The following is a 19,262-nucleotide window of genomic DNA, read 5'->3' as shown; positions in this document are numbered from 1 at the left end:
ATAAGGAGGCAGCAGCCTCTTTTTTTGTGCCATGAAAAAAGCTGTATCTATTTGGGATAAATACAGCTTTCTATCAGAAAGGAAAATTTGTTACTGGCTTTTCTTTGCTGCCGATTTCTCATCGTTTACGGCAACAGTAGTGCTTTTTACTTCCTGCGAAGTTTTCTCATTCTTAGCAGTTCCGGGCTGCGCCTGCTGAACGTCTGTTTTGGCATCCACAGGCTGCTCTTTAACTTCTGCCTGGACAGGTTTTTGGTAAGATACGTATTCTACAACTGTTTTGTCCGGTTGTTTAGGGTATGATTGTGCTGATGCAACTGCTACTGCAAATAATGCGCTGAGGGATAAGATAGTCTTTTTCATGATTCCAAATTTTTAAATTATCTGTTCTTTCTATATTGTATTGTAAAATTACCCCGCCAAAAAAGAAACATTCTAAAGGTTTGGTTAACGTTAACATTAAAGTTTTCACAAAAAAAAGCCGCCTTTTCAGGGCAGCTTTTACTTAACTTCTTTTCTTGCTTTTTCGCATTTTTTTCTTAGTGGCAACGGTATCCTTCACTGTCTTTGGGTCGGGGGTGCTTTTTACATGGTCGCGTGTTTTAAGCTCATCCTTCCTGGGCACTATGGCATCTTCCGGATCTTTATTCACATCATTCTGGATCTCGGCATCTTCTTTGGCTTTATCCTTAACATCGGTGGTCTTTGGCGGTTCCGGCTGCATTGGCTTTACAGTCTTAGGCTCTGTCTGTGCTGAAGCTATCCCAAATGCGAATACAGCTGCCAGCGATAAAAATATTCTTTTCATAATTTCCTGTTTAGTTATTGTTCCTGTTATCCTTACTCACATGCAAGGTAGTCACTGCCGGCACGTGGTGCTGTTAACCGCAAGTTAATCAAGCGTTAATGTTGGTTGGGGAAATTTAAAGGTTGCCTAATTTTATAACAGACACAGCCGCTATGGAACGATATAAGAATTTGGAAGGCCACTCCGGGGTGACCGGCTACGAAATACATGACGACAGCATCAGGGTGGAATTCAACCATGACGCTGTTTACGAATATACCTATGAAAGCGCCGGCAGGCGCATCATTGAAAGGATGAAGAAGCTCGCGGCCTCGGGCAAAGGCCTGAGCACCTATATCAGCCGTACCGTAAGGGAAAAATTCGGTAAAAAACTATAACCCCCGCTATCATGGACTATATTGAAATACTCGGCCTTGTGGCGGCATTGTTTACTACAATAGCCAATGTCCCGCAAGCCATAAAAGTTATCAGGACGCGCTCTACCAAAAGCCTTTCGGCAGCTACCTATGCCATGCTTTTTATCGGGCTGGCGTTATGGACGGCATATGGCATCATAAGAAACGACCTGCCCGTCCTGCTCGGCAATGTAATAGCGGCGGCATTGTGCGGCATTATTTTAGGGATGAAATTGTGGTGTAAATACGTTTCGGGAGAAAAAGAAGATGCAGAGTGATATAATCTAATACAAGTTGACATATTTGATTCAGTAATTTCACGCAAAGTCGCAAAGCCGCCAAGACCCTTATGGAGGAAAAGAGTTTTGAAGCCGCAAAGTGATTGCTTCGCAATGTAAGGATTCAAGTCTTAAGTCTTGGCGACTTTTTGTGAGATGAAATAATTTCGTTATATGTTATTTTCTTGCCAATTAGACTTTTATTAGTAAAACAGCTTTGCCTTATTAGGTAATTTTAAAAGTAAATCCTTTAAATACCTAAATCATGAAAAGACAATCATTAATAAAAAGCGGCGTTATGGCATCTTTGCTAATAGCAGGCATGAATATGATTTCATCGTGCGAAAGCTGCAGCCGTAAAGAAACCCAAACAGAAACTACAAAGTACGAATCCGATACGGATACGGTTTATGTTGACAGCTCATCTACAGATACCGGAAGTTCTGATATGTCCGGATCGACAGGTTCCGGCAACGGGAACTCTTCACCTGCTACAGGAAATCCGGGTTCTTCTTCCTCTTCAACAGGTACGTCGTCAACTACATCCTCTTCTACAAAAGGCAAAAAGCTTACGGAGCAGGAAATAACCGATGAGATAGAAAACAGCAGCAAAACGCCAAGGGATGCCAGCGGCAAGCCCATCAACAGCGGCGGCACCTCGGGCACAGGTATGGGTACCGGTACCGGAAGCACGGGCAACAACTCAAGGGTATCAAGGCCGGAAGACCAAAAGGGTAATTAAAACGAACAATCATGGAACAAATTAATGACAATCCGCAACAAGGAAACCGGGGCGGCCAGGAAAGCGGTGAAAATAACCTTCACCAAAGCCAGCGCAATCAGGACAGCCAAAGGCATGAAACCCACCCGGATGCAGAAAAAGTAGAAAAAGACAGCGGCGAAAAGTTCAGTCCGGGTGAAGACCCGGATTATTATGCGGACGAATTTTCTACTGATTAATTCCCTTGTGTCATTTACAGGCCACTTCTATGTTATTGCAAAGTGTTGAAATGATGAAGGGGAAAAGCGGGATTTACGCTAAATACAAAGAAGATAAATGATAACCTGGTATGAAATATTGCTGCGCCTTGTACTGGCTGCCATTTTTGGCGGCGCCATAGGCATGGAACGCGAACGAAAAGACTGGGCCGCGGGGCTTCGTACCCATATGATGGTAAGCATGGGCTCTGCCCTGATTATGCTGGTCTCTTCGTTCGGGTTTAGTGACATTGTAGGCGCAGACTATACCAAACTCGACCCCTCCAGGGTGGCAGCGCAGATTGTAAGCGGTATTGGCTTCATAGGTGCAGGTGCAATCCTTTTTAAGAAGCCGGGTACTGTGTTGGGCCTTACAACCGCCTCGGGTATCTGGACCGTTTCGGGCATCGGTATGGCTACCGGTGGGGGAATGTACATTGCAGCAGGAATCGCTACCGTGTTATCATTACTGATACTTTGGGGAATACAGCCATTGCAGAAAAAATTTTCCAATAAATTCTATCAGAAGTCACTGACTATAACTGCTGATCCCGATGCCAATCCAAGAAAAATAGTCAATATCCTGATAAAAGAGAACGATATTGATTTTGCCGACCTCTCCATCATTCACCGAAAAAAGAAGCTGGTCATAGCCATACAGCTATCTGATTCGGCAAGCAGCCATTTTCTTAAAACCGTGGATCGCCTTAAAAGCGAACCTTATATCCGTGAAATATCCTGGAATAAATGAATCGGATGTCTGAATTCGGAAGTCACCCACCCCGGACTTCGGGCATCCGACTAAATTACGTATAGATAGCTACCGTTTCCTGCTGCAGCCTTTGCGGCGTTCCGGTTTCCATATAGCGCTTGAAGCCGAGCACATCTTTACGCACTAATTTTTCGAAAACGGGATTCATTAACCGTGCAATTTCGGTACCCATACTGCCAAAAGGCATGCTATACGAGAAAACCACATGCACAAGCGTGCCCAGTTCGCCTGCATCCTTAAAGGTTACTTTACCTGCATTTGATATAGCGGAGCCCGGCAGGGAGCGCCAGCCGATGTGCCTGTGAGGCTCGTCAGAAACGATCTCGGCTTTCCAGCTAATGGTACCCATGCCGCCAGGCAGGCTTGCTTTCCATTCGGAGTGGGTGTCGCTCAGTACAGTAACACCTTCCAAATGGTCCATGAATAGCGGAAGGTTGCCCAGGTGCCTCCAGAAATTATATACTTCGTTTACGGGGCGCTGCACGATCATACGGGTGTGTATGTTGATGTTGGAGCCCGACGGCTTCTTAGCCGGCTCGCCAAACAGCTTTTTGCCTAACGGGATGTTGCCTAAAGTACCATTGCGCTGTAAGCCCTTAATGCCACGATAAAGCATAAATCCTGCGGCAGCCATCTCCAGGATGCTTTTCTTTTCTTTTTTGAAGGAATCGTATAGCAGGTACGCGCCTCCAAGTACAGATATAGCGCATTCAAGATCACTAATCGTCTTTTTAGACGGCGTTACCATTAGGTCGTTCAGCTTTTCCATTGGTCGTAAATTGAGATTATTTGCTTAATTAAAAATAAGAAACGACAGGCTATATACCATTCACTTTAACAATACCTTATCAGGCATAAAAAACCCTGCCGGAGCAGGGTGGTGAGATTTAAGGCCTTGGTGATGTCCCGGTAGGCATTGTCGTAGGGTTGGTTGTCGGGGTACCCGTTGCGGTTCCGCTCCTGTTTGAACTTCCTGTCCCGTTACCATTACCGGAGGTTGTGGTAGTACTGGTAGTCGTGGCACTGTTCTTCCTTTTCTTAGTGGTGGTCTTGTCCTTTGCAGCTGCATCTTTACGCTGCTCTGATGTTGTAGAGCGCGATGTCTGCGTATGGGTGCTGTTAGTTTTAGTTCGTGTGCTGCTGGTACTTGTGGTATCCGTTTGTGCCGAAGCAAGGCCAAATGCCATTATTGCTCCCAGCGTAAAAATTGCTTTTTTCATGATATATAAATTTATGGTGTTCTTACTGTTGGACTTGTTCCTATGGGTGCCCCGCCAGAAGTACCGGTAGTCGTACCAGAGGTACCGGTTACTGTGCCCGGGGTGCCTGTTCCTGTACCTGAAGTACCGTTCACCGTACCTGTGTTGTTCGATGAGCGGGACATATCGCTTGAGGTGGGCATATTGGTCATGTTATTGGTCATTGTAGGTGAAGGCATTGTAGGTGTTACCTGCATTGCGGACGGAGCCTGCTTCGAATAGGTATCAACCGGTTCTCCCGGTGTAGTAGCCGGTTTTGGCGTAGCAGTTGAATTATCCTGTTGTATAGTCGTCCTTAGCGGCGTTGTTGCACCCGGAGTCTGCAGGAGGTCTCCCTGGTTGTTATTTACCTGTGCTGATGCGATGCCAAATACCAGCATTGCGCCCAGCATTAAAATTGCTTTTTTCATGATCTGTTATTTATGGTGTTCTTGTTGTTGAAGTCGTGCCGGTGGTTACATGGCCCGAAGTAGTGGTTGCTGTGCCCGAATTATTTGACGAACGGGACATGTCACTTGATGTAGGTGTATTCGTCATGCTGTTGGTTGTTGCCGGCGAAGGCGTTACAGGTACTGCTGACGGTGCCTGGTTCGTAAAGATATTGCTTGATTCTGCCGATGTAATAACCGGTTTTGGTTTCGCAAGGGTATTATCCTGCCTGGTAGTAGTCCTTATTTGCGAAGTACCAGATGTGCTTTGCGTACTTGTTTGGTTGTTTACCTGTGCTGATGCGATGCCAAATACCAGCATTGCCCCCAGCGATAAAAATAGCTTTTTCATTTTTTTTTCTTTTAATTGTAGTATAAAGCTACGACGGTTCATCGTACCTAACACCTTGTTTTTATTAATATTAACCTCCCTTTAACCCGCTTTTGGGAGGCACTACAAATTTGTGTTAAGCATCCCTACAGGGTTTAAAATCTTATTATGTTTTGACACAATCGTATTTACAGGTTCTATTGTTTTTACCTATTTTCACTACTTTTACTTAAACATCTATTTATGGTTTTTCCACAAAAAATAATAACGCTCTTTATTGTTTCGCTGTTGTTGTGCACAACAGTACCAAAACTACCGGCGAACGATTTTTACCTCACAAAAGGCCGTGTTGAAAAAACAGGTGATAAGGTAACTTTGATAAGCCCCGGTTCATCGGTAACCTTTGCTTTCCGGGGGGACACGTGCACTGTGAACCTCAGTACGGAAGATGCCCACGAAGACCATGGCTATGTGGTGGTTGAAATTGACGGAAAATATCATGACCGATACAAGATAGGGGCGTCTCCTACCCCACTGTCCTTTGATTTTAAAGGAGACAAAGAACATATCCTTACAGTGTATAAAGCTACCGAAGCGGCTAACGGGAGTGTGCTTTTCCTCGGCTCTAATGTTATGATGATAAAGCCACAAGTGCAGCCTAAAAAGAAAATAGAGTTCATAGGCGATTCCATAACGTGCGGTATGGGCAACGACTATGCCTCCATTCCCTGCGATAAAGGCGTATGGTTCGACCAGCACAATGCTTATTATGCCTATGGACCGATCGTCTCCCGTGAATTGGGTACTGACTTTATACTAAATTCCGTTTCCGGCATCGGGATGTATCGCAACTGGAACGACGAACATGAAAAAGAAGCCATTATGCCGGATGTGTACGAGAACCTGTATTTGAACAAGAACACCTCAAAACCGTATGCTTTCGATTTTAACCCGGATATCACCTGCATTGGTTTGGGCACAAACGACTTTTCTGATGGCGATGGTACGAAACCAAGGCTTCCTTTTAACGAGGAAAAATATGTTGCCAACTATATTGCCTTTATAAAAACGGTATATAAGCATTCGCCAAAAACTCAGATCGTGTTGCTCAACAGCCCTATGGTAAGCGGCGCGAAAAATGAAACGTTCATCAAATGCCTTAATCGCGTGAAGGATGCTTTTGCTAATGATAAAACGCATAAGCCGGTGCAGCTTTTCACATTTACATCGGTAACGCCCCACGGTTGCGGGTACCATCCTGACATTGAAGACCATAAAAAAATGGCCGGCCAGCTGGCACCATTCCTAAAAAAATTACTATGAAAAAAAATAACGTACTCCTCCTTTTCTGTTTTTTATTGTTATCGACTGTGGTAAAGGCTAACATTGTGCTTCCCTCCTTTTTTTCAGATAATATGGTACTGCAGCGCAATACCGATGTAAAGCTGTGGGGATGGGGCAGCCCGTTTGAAGACATTGTCATAAAGACAGGCTGGGACAATAAAGAATACAAGCTGAAGCCTACACGGCAGGCCTACTGGGAACTGATAGTGAAGACCCCCGGGGCAGGCGGGCCCTATACTATTAATTTTAAAGGATACAATGAGGTTGTGCTTAGCAATGTAATGATTGGCGAGGTGTGGTTTTGCTCAGGGCAATCGAATATGGAATGGTCGGCCAATATGAAAATTGACAATGCTGAAGCAGAAAAGGCCAAAGCCAACTATCCTAACATCCGTTTCTTTACGGCGCCCAAGCTGGCCTCCCCCTACCCGCAGATGAATTTTCCCGGCAAATGGGAAGTATGCACACCTGAGACCATGGGCAATTTCAGCGCGGTGGGCTACTTTTTCGCACAGCACCTGCAGGAAGACCTGAAGAACGTACCCATCGGCATTATCAATTCCAGTTGGGGCGGTTCGCCTGCCGAACCTTGGATACCGGAAGCATTTATCAATGAGGACCCTGTGCTTGGCAAAGCCGCAGCCGACCTTACGCCTGTTGGGTGGAGCCCATCGGAGCCGGGGCGCATTTATAACGCCATGATACAGCCATTCGTAGGCTACAGGATCGCCGGGGTGCTTTGGTACCAGGGTGAAAGCAATGTGGGTTCGCATACTTACGATAAAACTCTGGCCGGGCTGATAAAGTCATGGCGCGGGGTGTGGGGAAGCGAATTCCCTTTTTACTTCGTGCAGATAGCACCTTATAATTATGAAGGCAGTATGGACCTTGGCGTGGTGATACGGGACTCCCAACGAAGGGTGCTAAATACTACCGAAAATACCGGGATGGTAGTAGTAAGTGATATCAGCCCAACGGATGATATTCATCCACGGAACAAAAAAGATGTGGGAATCAGGCTGGCCAACCTCGCACTCAGTGATCATTACGGGATAAATAAAGGCGTGGTGAACGGCCCGTTGTACAAAAGCCTGAAAGCAGATAAGAACAGGCTGATTGTATATTTCGACAATGCCGAAGGGTTGAAATTTAAAGGCAAGACCTCAGCTTTGTTTGAAGTGGCTGGCGATGACGGAGTATTCCATAAAGCGGATGCTAAAATTGAAAAGAACACTATAGTACTTAAATCAAAAGACGTGAAAAAACCAGTGAAGGCAAGATACGCCTGGCTGAATACCGCACAGGCGAACCTCTTTAACGGAGCGAGGCTTCCTGCTTCTTCCTTCACTACTGAATAAATAACCATGAAACAAACACAAACACTACTGCTGCTGGCGCTTTTTGCCATCGGCACTACACAGGCGCAGAACAAGAAAGCAATGGACAAAAAACAGGACATCGAGAAAAAGATCGACGCATTAATGGCCAAAATGACCCTTGAGGAAAAGGTGGGCCAGATGAACCAGTACAACGGATTTTGGGATGTAACAGGGCCTTCGCCGAAAGAGGGAAGCGCCGCCCTTAAATACGAGCACCTGCGCAAAGGCTGGGTAGGTTCTATGCTCACTGTGCGCGGCGTTAAGGAAGTCCGCGCCGTACAGAAGATCGCTGTGGAGGAAACACGCCTCGGCATCCCGCTAATCATCGGTTTCGATGTAATACACGGATACAAAACCTTAAGCCCTATCCCCTTTGCCGAAGCCGCGAGTTGGGATATGGATGCTATACGGAAGTCGGCTGAGGTGGCTGCAGGCGAGGCATCTGCATCGGGTATCAACTGGACGTTTGGGCCAATGGTCGATATCAGCCGCGATGCCCGCTGGGGCCGCGTTATGGAAGGTGCCGGTGAAGATCCATACTTGGGTAGCAAAGTGGCAGCAGCGCGCGTAAAGGGCTTCCAGGGGGATGACCTTTCGCAGCCTACGACTATCGCAGCCTGTGCCAAGCACTTTGCGGGATATGGGTTTATAGAGGGAGGCCGCGATTATAACACTGTTGATATGGGCAATGCCACACTTTTTAATACGGTACTGCCGCCTTTTAAAGCAGCGAAAGAGGCAGGGGTGCGCACATTTATGAATGCCTTTAACCTGCTGAACGGCGTTCCGGCAACGGGCAACAGCTTTTTGCAGCGCGACATCCTGAAAGGCAAATGGGGCTTTGACGGCTTCGTGATCACCGACTGGGCTTCCATTCGGGAAATGATCGCGCATGGGTTTGCTAAAGATGGTGCAGAAGCTTCGCTGAAAGCCATAACCGCAGGCGCGGATATGGATATGGAATCGCATTTGTATGTCAGCGAATTGGTGAAGCTCGTGAACGATGGCAAAGTGGATGTAAAGCTGATAGACGATGCCGTGCGAAGGATACTAAGGGTAAAATTCGAGCTCGGCCTGTTTGACGACCCCTACCGTTATTGTGATGAAAAGCGCGAAGCAGCGACCATTGGCAGCAAAGCCAACCGCGATGCGGTGCTGGATATGGCAAAGAAGTCGATTGTACTTTTAAAGAACGAAAAGAACCTGCTGCCGCTTAAAAAGAACGGGCAGAAAATAGCCCTCATCGGTGCGCTTGCAAATGATAAGACGAGTCCGCTGGGTAGCTGGAGGATCGCCTCGCAGGATGAAACCGCCATATCGGTACTGGAAGGGATGCAACAGTATAAAGGCAATACACTTACCTATGAAAAGGGTGGCGAAGCTTACCTTGGCAAACCGACATTCCTTACCGAAGTAGCCTGGAACACCACCGACCGCAGTGGGTTTGAAGCCGCCAAAAAAGCAGCGGCAGCTGCCGATGTTGTGGTGATGGTGCTTGGTGAGCACGGCTTCCAGAGCGGTGAAGGCCGCAGCCGCACCAACCTCGACCTGCCGGGACTGCAGCAGGAATTGCTGGAGGAAGTTTATAAAGTGAACCCTAATGTGGTTCTGGTGCTTAACAACGGCCGTCCGCTGGCACTGCCATGGGCTGCGGAACATATCCCTGCCATTGTAGAAGCATGGCAGCTGGGGACAGAAACAGGCAATGCCGTTGCGCAGGTATTGTATGGCGATTATAACCCAAGCGGGAAGTTGCCGATGAGCTTTCCGCGCAATGTAGGGCAGGTGCCTATTTACTATAACCAGCATTCTACCGGAAGGCCGACAGATGCCGATAACAATGTGTTCTGGTCGCATTATTCGGATGTGGAGAAAACGCCGCTGTTCGCTTTCGGGTATGGGTTGAGCTATACTACATTTAAGTACGGGACTATAAAGCTGGATAAGAAAACCTATGCCAATGGTGAACCGGTAAAAGTATCTGTTGAAGTGACCAACACAGGGAATTATGACGGTAAGGAAGTGGTTCAATTATACATCAGGGATATTGCGGCAAGCCTGTCACGCCCTGTAAAAGAACTCAAAGGCTTTGAATTGGTGCCTTTGAAAAAGGGGGAAACCAAAACCGTGACTTTTACATTGAGCGATAACGAACTTGGATTCTATAACAATAATGGTGATTATCTGGTAGAGCCGGGAGTGTTTAAGGTTTTTGTAGGGACGAGTTCGGTTGATACGCAGGAGGCGGAGTTTGAATTGAGGTAGTTTTTTTGTCGGAGGTCAGAGGCCGGAGGTCGGATGTCCGATGCAGAATAGAAAATATGATGATTAACGTGAGCGTGAGGGACAGTACCTGCCTGCCGGCAGGCAGGGCGGCATCCTGCTGCGGCACGAAGCAGATACAGCAATGGCCCGACGCTGTAGCTTGCGGAAGCGGCACGCCAAAAAATAGTTGTCAGTCGCAGTCACAGTTTTCAGTTTGGAACGCGGATAACGCGGATTGGGCGGATGACCGCGGATTTTCCAATCGATATGAATCCTGAAAATTTATTTCAATAAAAGAGCCCAAAGATTTTTAAAACCTTTGGGCTCTTTTATGTTATTCTATTCGCATTACAGATTTTCCTGTTCCGGTTCTTTGTCTGATTCCACCTCTTTGCCCGGTTTCGGCTTGTGGAAGTCGATCTTTTTGCGGCGCAGCTCAAAGTTCTGTCCAAGGTACACCTTCCGCACCATTTCATCCTGAACAAGCTCTTCGGGTACACCGGCCTTCAGGATGCCCCCTTCGAACATCAGGTAGGTCTTATCTGTAATGGCAAGGGTTTCCTGTACGTTGTGGTCTGTTATCAGGATGCCGATATTTTTATCTTTCAATTGTGCCACGATACGCTGGATATCTTCCACCGCAACGGGGTCAACGCCCGCGAAAGGCTCATCAAGAAGGATGAATTTCGGGTCGGTTGCCAGTGCGCGTGCTATTTCGGTACGCCTCCTCTCCCCACCGGACAAAAGGTCACCCCTGTTGGTACGTATATGGCCTAATGAAAACTCTTCGATCAGCGCTTCCATTTTGGCTTCCTGCTCCTGTTTGGAAAGTTTTGTCAATTGCAGAACGCTCATGATATTATCCTCAATGCTAAGTTTTCGGAATACCGATGCTTCCTGTGCCAGGTAGCCAATGCCGTGTTGCGCGCGCTTATACATCGGGAAATCGGTTATCTCTGTCTGGTCGAGGAATATCTTGCCATCATTGGGCTTTACCAGCCCCACGATCATGTAGAACGACGTGGTTTTACCGGCACCGTTCGGCCCTAAAAGCCCTACGATCTCGCCCTGGTTCACCTCTACCGATATGCCTTTTACAACGCTGCGGCCCTTGTAGGTCTTTACTAAATGCTCTGCTCTCAGTTTCATAATTCGTTACCGTTAGGGTTAAACGTTGCCTTTTGCATTTTCCTCCAATGCTTCCCAAAACTCATAGGCCCGGCGCAGGTGGGGTATTACGATGGTACCGCCTACAAGTGTTGCTATACCCAGCGCTTCCATGACCTGTTCTTTGGTGAGGCCTTCCTTATGGCTGGTCTCTAAATGGTACTTGATACAGTCGTCGCACCGAAGCACTGCCGAAGCCACAAGGCCGAGCAACTCTTTGGTCTTTACGTCCAGCGCACCTTCCATATAGGCATTGGTATCCAGGTTAAAGATACGCTTAATGATCTTATTGTTGTCCGCCAGGAGCTTATCGTTCATCTTTTGGCGGTAGTCGTTGAATTCCTGTACTAAATCAGCCATTTGCAAGTGCTTCTTTTTCTTTATTTTTATTAATGCGCGCCGCTATAAATATACTTGCCTCGAACAATATCGCCAGCGGAATGGTAACTATCATCTGGCTCACAACGTCGGGCGGCGTTACAATGGCGGCCAGTATTAGTATTATAACATAGGCATACCTCCTGTATTTCCGTAAAAATGTGGCGGTCACGAGGCCTAACTTCGCAAGGAAATAAATGATTATCGGCAGCTCGAATACAAGCCCACACGATATCACGGTTGTCTTTATAAGGCTAAGGTAGGAGTCTAAGTCGACATTATTTTTTACAACATTACTGATGGTATAGTTCCCAAGGAAGTTAATCGAAAGCGGCATAATGAGGAAATAGCCGAACAGTACCCCCAGGAAGAACAATACCGAAGTTGAAAGAATAAACGATACCGCGTATCTTTTTTCTTTTTCATACAGCGCCGGGCTGATGAATTTCCATACCAGGTAAAGGATGTACGGAAACACCAGGATAAGCCCAGCGGTGATGGATGTCCAGATGTCGGTGCTGAACTGCCCGTCCATGGTGCGGCTTATAATGTCGAAAGGTATTTCGGTAACACAAAAGCTTTTATCGAGGTCGTATTTGTTGGCCAGGTCGCAGAAAATACGGTAGGTAATAAAATCCGATCTTTTGGGTGCGAAAATGATATTATCGAATATATACCCACTGAAGGTAAACGCCACACAAGCACCAATTACGATAGCTAATGTGCTCCTTACAAGCAGCCAGCGCAGCTCTTCAAGATGATCCAGGAAGGACATTTCGCCTGCCTCTTTTTTATTTTTTGCCATTTATACGATTCCTTCTTTTAAAATATCATGTAAGTGCAGTATGCCTTTATATTCGCCGTCATCGGCCACTACGAGCTGTGTTATGGCGTAGTTTTCCATGGTATTCAGGGCATCCGCCGCCATGTCGGTCGACTTTATCGTTTTGGGCGACTTTGTCATTATATCGGCAGCCGTCACTCCCGCAATGTTGTCACGGTCGTTGAGCATACGCCTGATGTCGCCATCGGTTATAATGCCCACGACTTTGTCATTTTCAATTACCGCGGTAACCCCCAGCCTCTTCTCGGATATTTCGACTATCGCTTTTTTAATGCTGCAATCGGGCGAAACCATCGGTTTATGCGTCCCATCGAGCATGTCGCCTACGCGAAGGAGCAGCTTTTTGCCCAGCGCACCGCCCGGATGGTATTTTGCAAAATCCTCGCTGCGGAAACCACGCAACTCGATAAGGCATACGGTAAGCGCATCGCCCAGGACAAGCTGTGCCGTAGTACTGTTGGTCGGTGCCAGGTTATTTGGGTCGGCCTCCGCTTCTACATACGCATTGAGAACGTAATCGGATTCTTTAGCCAGGAATGAATTTTTATTGCCTGTCATGCCGATGAGCACATTGCCGTAACGTTTCAGCAATGGGGCAAGCACTTTTATTTCGGGGCTGTTACCACTTTTTGATATACAGATAACCACATCTCCGGGCTGCACCATACCGAGGTCGCCATGAATAGCTTCGGCGGCATGCAGGAACATTGCCGGGGTGCCTGTAGAGTTAAGGGAGGCCACGATTTTGGCAGCAATGATAGCGCTCTTTCCTATTCCGGTAACCACAACGCGGCCTGTGGCATTATATATAATCTCAACAGTGCTGGCAAAATCGTCATCAAGGTAATTCACAAGGCTTGCAATGCTCTCGCTTTCAGACAGCAGGGTTTTTTTGGCAGAAGCCAGTATAGCGACTTTGTTTATCAATCTGATGAAATGTTTAAAAAGTTGTGAATATTAAAGATTTTTGTATCTTTAGGTTGTGCAAATTTATGTAAATTACTATTAATAAATAATGAAATTGACCGAAATTGACTTACATAAAGAGTTAAAAAAATATTTTGGTTTTAACAAATTCAAGGGCCTCCAGGAAGATGTGGTATCAAGCATTATCTCGGGCAATAACACATTTGTTATCATGCCTACCGGGGGCGGCAAATCGCTGTGCTACCAGCTGCCTGCACTGGTGCTTGACGGTGTTGCGATAGTAGTATCGCCGCTTATCGCCCTCATGAAAAACCAGGTAGATGCCATCCGCAGCCTCTCTTCAGAAGCAGGCATAGCGCACGTACTAAATTCATCGCTTACAAAAACAGAGGTGAACCAGGTTAAGAAAGACATTACCTCCGGCCTCACAAAATTATTGTACGTTGCCCCCGAATCGCTTACCAAAGAAGAATATGTAACATTCCTTAAAGGGGTTCCGCTATCTTTTGTTGCCATAGACGAGGCGCACTGCATATCGGAATGGGGACATGATTTCAGGCCGGAATACCGAAACCTCCGCGCTATAATCCAGCAGCTGGGCGATGTACCGGTAATAGGCCTTACCGCCACGGCAACGCCAAAAGTGCAGGAGGACATACTGAAAAACCTCGATATGACCGATGCCAATACCTTTAAGGCATCGTTCAACAGGCCGAACCTGTATTATGAGATACGGCCTAAAACCAAGAATGTAGAATCGGATATCATACGTTTTATCCGCCAGCATAAAGGCAAATCGGGCGTTATTTACTGCCTGAGCCGCAAAAAAGTGGAAGAAATCGCGCAGGTATTGCAGGTAAACGGCATAAGCGCTGTTCCATACCATGCAGGGCTTGACGCGAAAACGAGAGCCAGACACCAGGACATGTTCCTGATGGAGGATGTAGATGTGGTGGTAGCTACCATTGCCTTCGGGATGGGGATCGACAAGCCCGATGTGCGCTTCGTGATCCACCATGACATCCCAAAATCGCTGGAAAGCTATTACCAGGAAACGGGTCGTGCAGGCCGTGATGGCGGCGAAGGCCACTGCCTAGCCTACTACTCTTACAAAGACATCGAGAAACTCGAAAAATTCATGTCCGGCAAGCCGGTCGCCGAGCAGGAAATAGGCTTTGCACTGCTCCAGGAAGTCGTGGCATACGCCGAAACCTCTATGTCGAGGCGTAAATTCCTTCTGCATTATTTCGGCGAGGAATTTGATGAGGAGAATGGCGAAGGGGCCGATATGGATGATAACGTACGCAACCCTAAAAAGAAAATCGAAGCTAAAGACCAGGTGGTTACGCTGCTTGAAGTAGTACGTGACACCAACCAGCTTTACAAATCAAAAGAAATCATATTTACGCTTATCGGGAAAATCAATGCCGTTATAAAAGCGCATAAGACCGATGCCCAAAAGTATTTCGGCAAAGGAAAAGACTTTGACGAAAAATACTGGATGGCATTGATACGGCAGGTACTGGTGGAAGGCTACCTTTCTAAAGACATAGAAACCTACGGGGTACTGAAGCTTCCGCAAAAGGGTATTGACTTCATCAAAAACCCTGTATCGTTCCTGATGAGCGAAGACCATGATTATAATGAAACAGATGAAGAAACTACCGTAACCGCTTCGAAATCATCGGGCGTTGCCGACGAGGTACTGATGGGGATGCTCCGCGACCTCCGCAAAAAAGTAGCCAAAAAACTGGGCGTACCTCCATTTGTGGTATTCCAGGATCCTTCGCTCGAAGATATGGCGCTAAAATATCCTGTTTCTCTCGATGAGCTTGGCAATGTACACGGTGTAGGCGAAGGAAAGGCCAAAAAGTACGGAAAAGAATTCGTAGAGTTGATTGCAAGGTATGTGGAAGATAATGACATCACCCGCCCGGACGACCTTGTAGTGAAATCTACCGGGGCCAATTCGGCGCTCAAATTGTATATCATACAGAATATCGACCGGAAACTTTCGCTGAATGATATTGCCAAAGCTAAAGGGCTTGATATGGATGCGCTGATGAAGGAAATGGAGCAGATCGTATACTCCGGCACCAAGCTGAACATAAAATACTGGATCGATGAGATACTGGACGAAGACCAGCAGGAAGAGATCCAGGACTACTACATGGAAAGCGAAACCGACAGCATTAAAGAGGCCCTGAAAGAATTTGACGGCGAATATGACACCGAAGAATTGAGGCTGATGCGAATCAAGTTTATCAGCGAAGTAGCGAATTAGAGAATTAGTTGATGGTTGTCAGTTGTCGGAAGCTTCACTTTCCCGCCAACAGTAATATAAATAAGCCCGAAAGAATTATTCTTTCGGGCTTATTTATATTGATTTTGCAGATGATGAATCTCCATCAACCGACAACTAACAACCATCAACCAAATAATTCCCCCCTATGCGGCCTAAGGGCATCCCGTACCGCGATCATATAATCATCGGTCACGACCATCCAGGCGATGGCATACATATCGTTCAGTACATCAAAGCCGGTTATATCAACGGGCAATTGTTCGATGGCAATATATTCCTTAAGGTGCTTTTCGTGGTGCTCAGCTATTTTCGCTGACTCAGGTCCGCGGAAATCCCATATCAGTTTTATTTTTCTCATTTGTTAAGTGGCAAAGTACAGAGTAGCAAAGTTACAAAGTTTGCCTTCTCAGATCCCAAAGGTTTTGAAAACCTTTGGGGTCTATTCAAAATCATTCCTTATTTTTGGACAAACACAACAAAATGAAATACTTTACCACTGCACTCCTTTTTATATCATCGCTTGCATTTTCCCAACAGCTTACCCTCCCACAGGCCAATAAGCTCGCAACCCTCCCACTAAAATGCATGCAGCAGGAATATCCGAACAAACTCAGCCAAATGCTTGCCGACTCCACCGAGATAGCAGCGCCTAAAAAGCTACACCCTGCATTTTATGGATGCTTTGACTGGCATTCTTCCGTACACGGGCACTGGAGCCTGGTGTACCTGCTGAAGAAATTCCCCAATCTTGACAGAAAACAGGAGATCATTGATAAGCTGAAGATCAACCTTTCGAAAGAAAACATACAACAGGAGATAGCCTACCTCAATAAAAAGCATGAGAAGTCCTACGAGCGCACCTATGGCTGGGCGTGGCTTTTGAAGCTGCAGCAGGAACTGGATACGTATAATGAGCCTTTTGCTAAAGAGCTTGGCGCTAACCTTCAGCCATTAACCGATCTTTTAGTACAGCGCTATATCGAATTTTTGCCGAAGCTGAATTATTCACTGCGAAATGGCACGCATACCAATACTGCATTTGGATTAAATCTTGCGTGGGATTATGCTGTGCATGCGAAGAATATCCCGTTGCAGAACAGCATCCGCGAGAATGCATTGCGGCTTTTTAAAGATGATATGGTTTGTCCGTTTGCGTGGGAACCCAGCGGTACCGATTTCCTTTCGCCCTGCCTGGAAGAGATAGGTATCATGCAGCGCATCATGCCGGAAAAAGAATTCCTGAAGTGGCTGAAAGATTTTGCCCCTGCCCTCTTCGATAAAAAATTTACATGGGAACCCGGCAAAGTATCCGACCGTACCGATGGCTATTTGGTACACCTTGATGGCCTTAACTTCAGCCGGGCCTGGAATTTTTATCATCTGGCAAAGCAGTATCCTAAGGAACTCGGACACCTGAAAACGTTGGCGGATAAGCACATTGCCTATTCGCTTCCCGCTATTACTGATGGAAATTATGAGGGAGAACATTGGCTGGCGACTTTTGCGTTGTATTCGTATCAACGAAAAGACTAATGTCTTATGGCAAAAGTTATTATGGAAACCTGGAGACCCGGATTAGAAAAAGTATCCTTAACTAATATACAACATGGAATGCTTGGCCTTGGATTGAAGGAATCAAAATCGAATGTTGATGCTCTTTTGAACGGAAAAGAGATCGTTCTTGATATTGCAGATCTGGATTTGGCGAAAAAGTTTTTGGAGGAAGCAGAAAAGATTGAGGTCAATTGCAAATTGATTTATGAGAAATGAATCTCCCACGATACAATAGAAATAATCAATAAAAAATAAATAATTACTTTTGCGGCATGCCAAGAGAACTCCAGATACAGGTCGCACCCGAAGTAGCCGCACAGCAGGAACTGCTTACTGCCCACATTGCAAAGCTAATGCAGGTAAGCCCCGCCGAAATTCGGCATGTCGCTATATTGAAGCGATCCATAGATGCGCGCCAAAGGTCGGTGAAGGTCAACTTGAAAGTGGCTGTGTATCATAACGAGGAATATACTGAAAGCAAGCTGCAACTGCCCGATTATAAAGATGTTTCCAACAAGCCTGAAGTTATCATCATTGGCGCAGGCCCTGCCGGATTGTTTGCGGCTTTACAGCTTATCGAGATTGGCCTTAAGCCAATTGTCCTTGAGAGAGGGAAAGACGTGCAGGAACGCCGCCGCGACCTTAAGGCTATTAACCGCGACCATATTGTTGATGAAGATTCCAACTATTGTTATGGTGAAGGTGGCGCGGGCACTTATTCTGACGGAAAGCTTTATACCCGTTCTAAAAAGCGCGGCGATGTAGACCGTATCCTTGAACTATTCGTGGCTTTTGGAGCATCCGAAGAGATACTGGTAGAAGCGCACCCGCATATCGGTACCAACAAGCTGCCCAAGATCATCAAGGCTATGCGCGAAAAGATAATCGAGTTTGGCGGGCAGGTACTTTTCAACACACGAGTGACCGACATATTGGTGAAGAATAACGCTGTGGAAGGTGTCGTGACCCAAAACGGCGACACCATTAATGCAAAAAATGTAATACTGGCAACAGGACATTCGGCCCGTGATATTTTTGAGCTGCTGGACAGGAAAAAAATATACATTGAGGCCAAACCGTTTGCACTTGGTGTACGTGCCGAGCATCCGCAAAGCCTTATTGACAGCATACAATACAGCTGCGATTTCAACAGTGGCAGGGGAGAATATCTCCCACCCGCTCCTTATGCCATTGTAAAGCAGGTTGGCGGAAGGGGAATGTACTCGTTCTGCATGTGCCCCGGCGGTGTGATAGCCCCATGTGCCACAAGTCCGGGGGAAGTAGTTACTAACGGCTGGTCGCCCTCCAAACGTGACCAGGAGACGGCCAATTCGGGTATTGTGGTCGAACTGAAGCTGGAAGACTTTAAGCCGTTTGCCAAATTTGGTGCGCTGGCGGGAATGGAATTCCAAAAAGCCATCGAACAGCAGGCATGGCACCTGGCAGGAGAAACACAGCGTGTACCGGCACAGCGTATGGTTGATTTTACACAATCGAAAGTATCGGCGGATATACCGAAAACATCGTATGTTCCGGGAACTACTCCAGTAGAGCTTGGAAAAGTATTTCCGGGATTTTTGACACAAACCCTTCGTGAGGGCTTTAAAGAATTCGGGAAGTCGATGCGCGGCTACCTGACCAATGAGGCCATACTGCACGCACCCGAATCACGCACATCATCGCCTGTGCGCATACCTCGGGACCCGGTAACCCTGGAGCATGTGCAGATAAAAGGACTGTATCCGTGCGGGGAAGGCGCCGGTTATGCAGGCGGTATTATTTCAGCTGCAATCGATGGTGAGAAATGCGCGTTGAAGTGTGCAGACCTTGTTAGATCATAATTCACCGAT

Annotated in this window: 24 protein-coding genes; 13 read left to right on the top strand and 11 right to left on the bottom strand. The window is 46.7% G+C overall.

Going from position 1 to position 19,262, the window contains the following annotated elements; translation table 11 throughout:
• Positions 1 to 90: 90 nt before the first annotated feature.
• Together HYN59_RS08560 and HYN59_RS08555 are read right to left on the bottom strand one after the other, a co-directional pair.
• Positions 91 to 363, bottom strand: a complete 273-nt coding sequence (locus HYN59_RS08560; protein ID WP_108777875.1) for a hypothetical protein — start codon at positions 361 to 363, stop codon at positions 91 to 93.
• A 142-nt stretch (positions 364 to 505) separates the two neighbouring features.
• The gene (locus tag HYN59_RS08555; protein ID WP_108777874.1) at positions 506 to 808 is read right to left on the bottom strand and encodes a hypothetical protein; all 303 of its coding nucleotides are present in this window, start codon (positions 806 to 808) and stop codon (positions 506 to 508) included.
• Positions 809 to 960: 152 nt separating this feature from the next.
• On the opposite strand from HYN59_RS08555, the gene HYN59_RS08550 reads away from it, so the two are divergent.
• The 5 genes from HYN59_RS08550 to HYN59_RS08530 all read left to right on the top strand — a co-directional run bounded on the left by HYN59_RS08550 (position 961) and on the right by HYN59_RS08530 (position 3,210).
• Positions 961 to 1,185, top strand: a complete 225-nt coding sequence (locus HYN59_RS08550; RefSeq protein WP_108777873.1) for a hypothetical protein — start codon at positions 961 to 963, stop codon at positions 1,183 to 1,185.
• A gap of 11 nt (positions 1,186 to 1,196) precedes the next feature.
• A complete protein-coding gene (locus HYN59_RS08545) occupies positions 1,197 to 1,481 on the top strand; it encodes a SemiSWEET family sugar transporter (RefSeq protein ID WP_108777872.1) in 285 nt (94 codons plus the stop codon).
• Between the two features lie 265 nt (positions 1,482 to 1,746).
• On the top strand, positions 1,747 to 2,223 hold the full coding sequence (locus HYN59_RS08540) for a hypothetical protein (RefSeq protein WP_146185895.1): 477 nt from the start codon (positions 1,747 to 1,749) through the stop codon (positions 2,221 to 2,223).
• A gap of 11 nt (positions 2,224 to 2,234) precedes the next feature.
• Positions 2,235 to 2,441, top strand: a complete 207-nt coding sequence (locus tag HYN59_RS08535; protein WP_108777870.1) for a hypothetical protein — start codon at positions 2,235 to 2,237, stop codon at positions 2,439 to 2,441.
• Between the two features lie 97 nt (positions 2,442 to 2,538).
• Entirely contained in the window at positions 2,539 to 3,210 is a 672-nt protein-coding gene (locus HYN59_RS08530) for an MgtC/SapB family protein (protein ID WP_108777869.1), read from the top strand.
• A gap of 55 nt (positions 3,211 to 3,265) precedes the next feature.
• On the opposite strand, the gene HYN59_RS08525 is transcribed toward HYN59_RS08530, so the two are convergent.
• The 4 genes from HYN59_RS08525 to HYN59_RS08510 form a co-directional block, all read right to left on the bottom strand.
• Complete coding sequence (locus tag HYN59_RS08525) at positions 3,266 to 4,000, bottom strand: SRPBCC family protein (RefSeq protein WP_108777868.1); 735 nt, start codon at positions 3,998 to 4,000, stop codon at positions 3,266 to 3,268.
• 118 nt (positions 4,001 to 4,118) lie between these two features.
• Positions 4,119 to 4,451, bottom strand: coding sequence for a hypothetical protein (locus HYN59_RS08520; RefSeq protein WP_108777867.1), 333 nt, complete (start codon positions 4,449 to 4,451; stop codon positions 4,119 to 4,121).
• 11 nt (positions 4,452 to 4,462) lie between these two features.
• A complete protein-coding gene (locus tag HYN59_RS08515; protein ID WP_108777866.1) occupies positions 4,463 to 4,900 on the bottom strand; it encodes a hypothetical protein in 438 nt (145 codons plus the stop codon).
• 10 nt (positions 4,901 to 4,910) lie between these two features.
• Positions 4,911 to 5,270 carry a hypothetical protein gene (locus HYN59_RS08510; RefSeq protein ID WP_108777865.1) on the bottom strand — a complete coding sequence of 120 codons (360 nt, stop codon included), beginning with the start codon at positions 5,268 to 5,270 and terminating at the stop codon, positions 4,911 to 4,913.
• Positions 5,271 to 5,492: 222 nt separating this feature from the next.
• On the opposite strand from HYN59_RS08510, the gene HYN59_RS08505 reads away from it, so the two are divergent.
• From HYN59_RS08505 to HYN59_RS17955, 4 genes are read left to right on the top strand one after another with little or no spacing between them, the layout of a single operon-like run.
• Entirely contained in the window at positions 5,493 to 6,572 is a 1,080-nt protein-coding gene (locus HYN59_RS08505) for an SGNH/GDSL hydrolase family protein (RefSeq protein WP_108777864.1), read from the top strand.
• Positions 6,569 to 7,951 carry a sialate O-acetylesterase gene (locus tag HYN59_RS08500; protein WP_108777863.1) on the top strand — a complete coding sequence of 461 codons (1,383 nt, stop codon included), beginning with the start codon at positions 6,569 to 6,571 and terminating at the stop codon, positions 7,949 to 7,951. Before HYN59_RS08505 ends, HYN59_RS08500 begins: the two co-directional genes overlap by 4 nt.
• A 6-nt stretch (positions 7,952 to 7,957) precedes the next feature.
• A complete protein-coding gene (bglX, locus tag HYN59_RS08495; protein ID WP_108777862.1) occupies positions 7,958 to 10,237 on the top strand; it encodes a beta-glucosidase BglX in 2,280 nt (759 codons plus the stop codon).
• Positions 10,238 to 10,293: 56 nt separating this feature from the next.
• The gene (locus tag HYN59_RS17955) at positions 10,294 to 10,515 is read left to right on the top strand and encodes a hypothetical protein (protein WP_146185894.1); all 222 of its coding nucleotides are present in this window, start codon (positions 10,294 to 10,296) and stop codon (positions 10,513 to 10,515) included.
• Positions 10,516 to 10,585: 70 nt separating this feature from the next.
• Here HYN59_RS17955 and lptB read toward each other — a convergent pair whose 3' ends face one another.
• From lptB to HYN59_RS08475, 4 genes are read right to left on the bottom strand one after another with little or no spacing between them, the layout of a single operon-like run.
• Positions 10,586 to 11,386, bottom strand: coding sequence for an LPS export ABC transporter ATP-binding protein (lptB, locus tag HYN59_RS08490; RefSeq protein WP_108777861.1), 801 nt, complete (start codon positions 11,384 to 11,386; stop codon positions 10,586 to 10,588).
• 18 nt (positions 11,387 to 11,404) lie between these two features.
• The gene (locus tag HYN59_RS08485; RefSeq protein ID WP_108777860.1) at positions 11,405 to 11,764 is read right to left on the bottom strand and encodes a carboxymuconolactone decarboxylase family protein; all 360 of its coding nucleotides are present in this window, start codon (positions 11,762 to 11,764) and stop codon (positions 11,405 to 11,407) included.
• On the bottom strand, positions 11,757 to 12,587 hold the full coding sequence (gene tatC, locus HYN59_RS08480) for a twin-arginine translocase subunit TatC (RefSeq protein ID WP_181369536.1): 831 nt from the start codon (positions 12,585 to 12,587) through the stop codon (positions 11,757 to 11,759). Before tatC ends, HYN59_RS08485 begins: the two co-directional genes overlap by 8 nt.
• Positions 12,588 to 13,553, bottom strand: a complete 966-nt coding sequence (locus HYN59_RS08475) for a KpsF/GutQ family sugar-phosphate isomerase (protein WP_108777859.1) — start codon at positions 13,551 to 13,553, stop codon at positions 12,588 to 12,590.
• Between the two features lie 88 nt (positions 13,554 to 13,641).
• On the opposite strand from HYN59_RS08475, the gene recQ reads away from it, so the two are divergent.
• Positions 13,642 to 15,837 (top strand): DNA helicase RecQ, encoded by a 2,196-nt coding sequence (recQ, locus tag HYN59_RS08470; protein ID WP_108777858.1) that lies wholly within the window; start codon positions 13,642 to 13,644, stop codon positions 15,835 to 15,837.
• 145 nt (positions 15,838 to 15,982) lie between these two features.
• Here recQ and HYN59_RS08465 read toward each other — a convergent pair whose 3' ends face one another.
• Positions 15,983 to 16,216 (bottom strand): hypothetical protein, encoded by a 234-nt coding sequence (locus HYN59_RS08465; protein ID WP_108777857.1) that lies wholly within the window; start codon positions 16,214 to 16,216, stop codon positions 15,983 to 15,985.
• Positions 16,217 to 16,338: 122 nt separating this feature from the next.
• Between HYN59_RS08465 and HYN59_RS08460 the strand changes: the two genes are divergently transcribed.
• From HYN59_RS08460 to HYN59_RS08450, 3 genes are read left to right on the top strand one after another with little or no spacing between them, the layout of a single operon-like run.
• Positions 16,339 to 17,391, top strand: coding sequence for a DUF2891 domain-containing protein (locus HYN59_RS08460; RefSeq protein ID WP_108777856.1), 1,053 nt, complete (start codon positions 16,339 to 16,341; stop codon positions 17,389 to 17,391).
• Positions 17,392 to 17,397: 6 nt separating this feature from the next.
• Positions 17,398 to 17,628, top strand: a complete 231-nt coding sequence (locus tag HYN59_RS08455; RefSeq protein ID WP_108777855.1) for a hypothetical protein — start codon at positions 17,398 to 17,400, stop codon at positions 17,626 to 17,628.
• Positions 17,629 to 17,684: 56 nt separating this feature from the next.
• The gene (locus HYN59_RS08450) at positions 17,685 to 19,253 is read left to right on the top strand and encodes an NAD(P)/FAD-dependent oxidoreductase (RefSeq protein ID WP_108777854.1); all 1,569 of its coding nucleotides are present in this window, start codon (positions 17,685 to 17,687) and stop codon (positions 19,251 to 19,253) included.
• Positions 19,254 to 19,262: the final 9 nt, after the last annotated feature.

Origin of the sequence: Flavobacterium album, from assembly GCF_003096035.1 — a bacterium.
Lineage (GTDB): Bacteria > Bacteroidota > Bacteroidia > Flavobacteriales > Flavobacteriaceae > Flavobacterium > Flavobacterium album.
This window is presented reverse-complemented; position numbering and strand designations above follow the sequence as displayed.

Bases quoted from the DNA above. Each gene is read 5' to 3' on its own strand.
- HYN59_RS08535 (WP_108777870.1), top strand. From the start codon at position 2,235: ATGGAACAAATTAATGACAATCCGCAACAAGGAAACCGGGGCGGCCAG.
- HYN59_RS08515 (WP_108777866.1), bottom strand. From the start codon at position 4,900: ATGAAAAAAGCAATTTTAATGCTGGGCGCAATGCTGGTATTTGGCATC.
- HYN59_RS08500 (WP_108777863.1), top strand. From the start codon at position 6,569: ATGAAAAAAAATAACGTACTCCTCCTTTTCTGTTTTTTATTGTTATCG.
- recQ (WP_108777858.1), top strand. From the start codon at position 13,642: ATGAAATTGACCGAAATTGACTTACATAAAGAGTTAAAAAAATATTTT.
- HYN59_RS08505 (WP_108777864.1), top strand. From the start codon at position 5,493: ATGGTTTTTCCACAAAAAATAATAACGCTCTTTATTGTTTCGCTGTTG.
- HYN59_RS08465 (WP_108777857.1), bottom strand. From the start codon at position 16,216: ATGAGAAAAATAAAACTGATATGGGATTTCCGCGGACCTGAGTCAGCG.
- HYN59_RS08555 (WP_108777874.1), bottom strand. From the start codon at position 808: ATGAAAAGAATATTTTTATCGCTGGCAGCTGTATTCGCATTTGGGATA.
- tatC (WP_181369536.1), bottom strand. From the start codon at position 12,587: ATGGCAAAAAATAAAAAAGAGGCAGGCGAAATGTCCTTCCTGGATCAT.
- HYN59_RS08450 (WP_108777854.1), top strand. From the start codon at position 17,685: ATGCCAAGAGAACTCCAGATACAGGTCGCACCCGAAGTAGCCGCACAG.
- HYN59_RS08460 (WP_108777856.1), top strand. From the start codon at position 16,339: ATGAAATACTTTACCACTGCACTCCTTTTTATATCATCGCTTGCATTT.
- HYN59_RS17955 (WP_146185894.1), top strand. From the start codon at position 10,294: ATGATGATTAACGTGAGCGTGAGGGACAGTACCTGCCTGCCGGCAGGC.
- HYN59_RS08545 (WP_108777872.1), top strand. From the start codon at position 1,197: ATGGACTATATTGAAATACTCGGCCTTGTGGCGGCATTGTTTACTACA.
- HYN59_RS08525 (WP_108777868.1), bottom strand. From the start codon at position 4,000: ATGGAAAAGCTGAACGACCTAATGGTAACGCCGTCTAAAAAGACGATT.
- HYN59_RS08550 (WP_108777873.1), top strand. From the start codon at position 961: ATGGAACGATATAAGAATTTGGAAGGCCACTCCGGGGTGACCGGCTAC.
- HYN59_RS08520 (WP_108777867.1), bottom strand. From the start codon at position 4,451: ATGAAAAAAGCAATTTTTACGCTGGGAGCAATAATGGCATTTGGCCTT.
- HYN59_RS08455 (WP_108777855.1), top strand. From the start codon at position 17,398: ATGGCAAAAGTTATTATGGAAACCTGGAGACCCGGATTAGAAAAAGTA.
- HYN59_RS08530 (WP_108777869.1), top strand. From the start codon at position 2,539: ATGATAACCTGGTATGAAATATTGCTGCGCCTTGTACTGGCTGCCATT.
- HYN59_RS08540 (WP_146185895.1), top strand. From the start codon at position 1,747: ATGAAAAGACAATCATTAATAAAAAGCGGCGTTATGGCATCTTTGCTA.
- lptB (WP_108777861.1), bottom strand. From the start codon at position 11,386: ATGAAACTGAGAGCAGAGCATTTAGTAAAGACCTACAAGGGCCGCAGC.
- HYN59_RS08560 (WP_108777875.1), bottom strand. From the start codon at position 363: ATGAAAAAGACTATCTTATCCCTCAGCGCATTATTTGCAGTAGCAGTT.
- HYN59_RS08510 (WP_108777865.1), bottom strand. From the start codon at position 5,270: ATGAAAAAGCTATTTTTATCGCTGGGGGCAATGCTGGTATTTGGCATC.
- HYN59_RS08485 (WP_108777860.1), bottom strand. From the start codon at position 11,764: ATGGCTGATTTAGTACAGGAATTCAACGACTACCGCCAAAAGATGAAC.
- bglX (WP_108777862.1), top strand. From the start codon at position 7,958: ATGAAACAAACACAAACACTACTGCTGCTGGCGCTTTTTGCCATCGGC.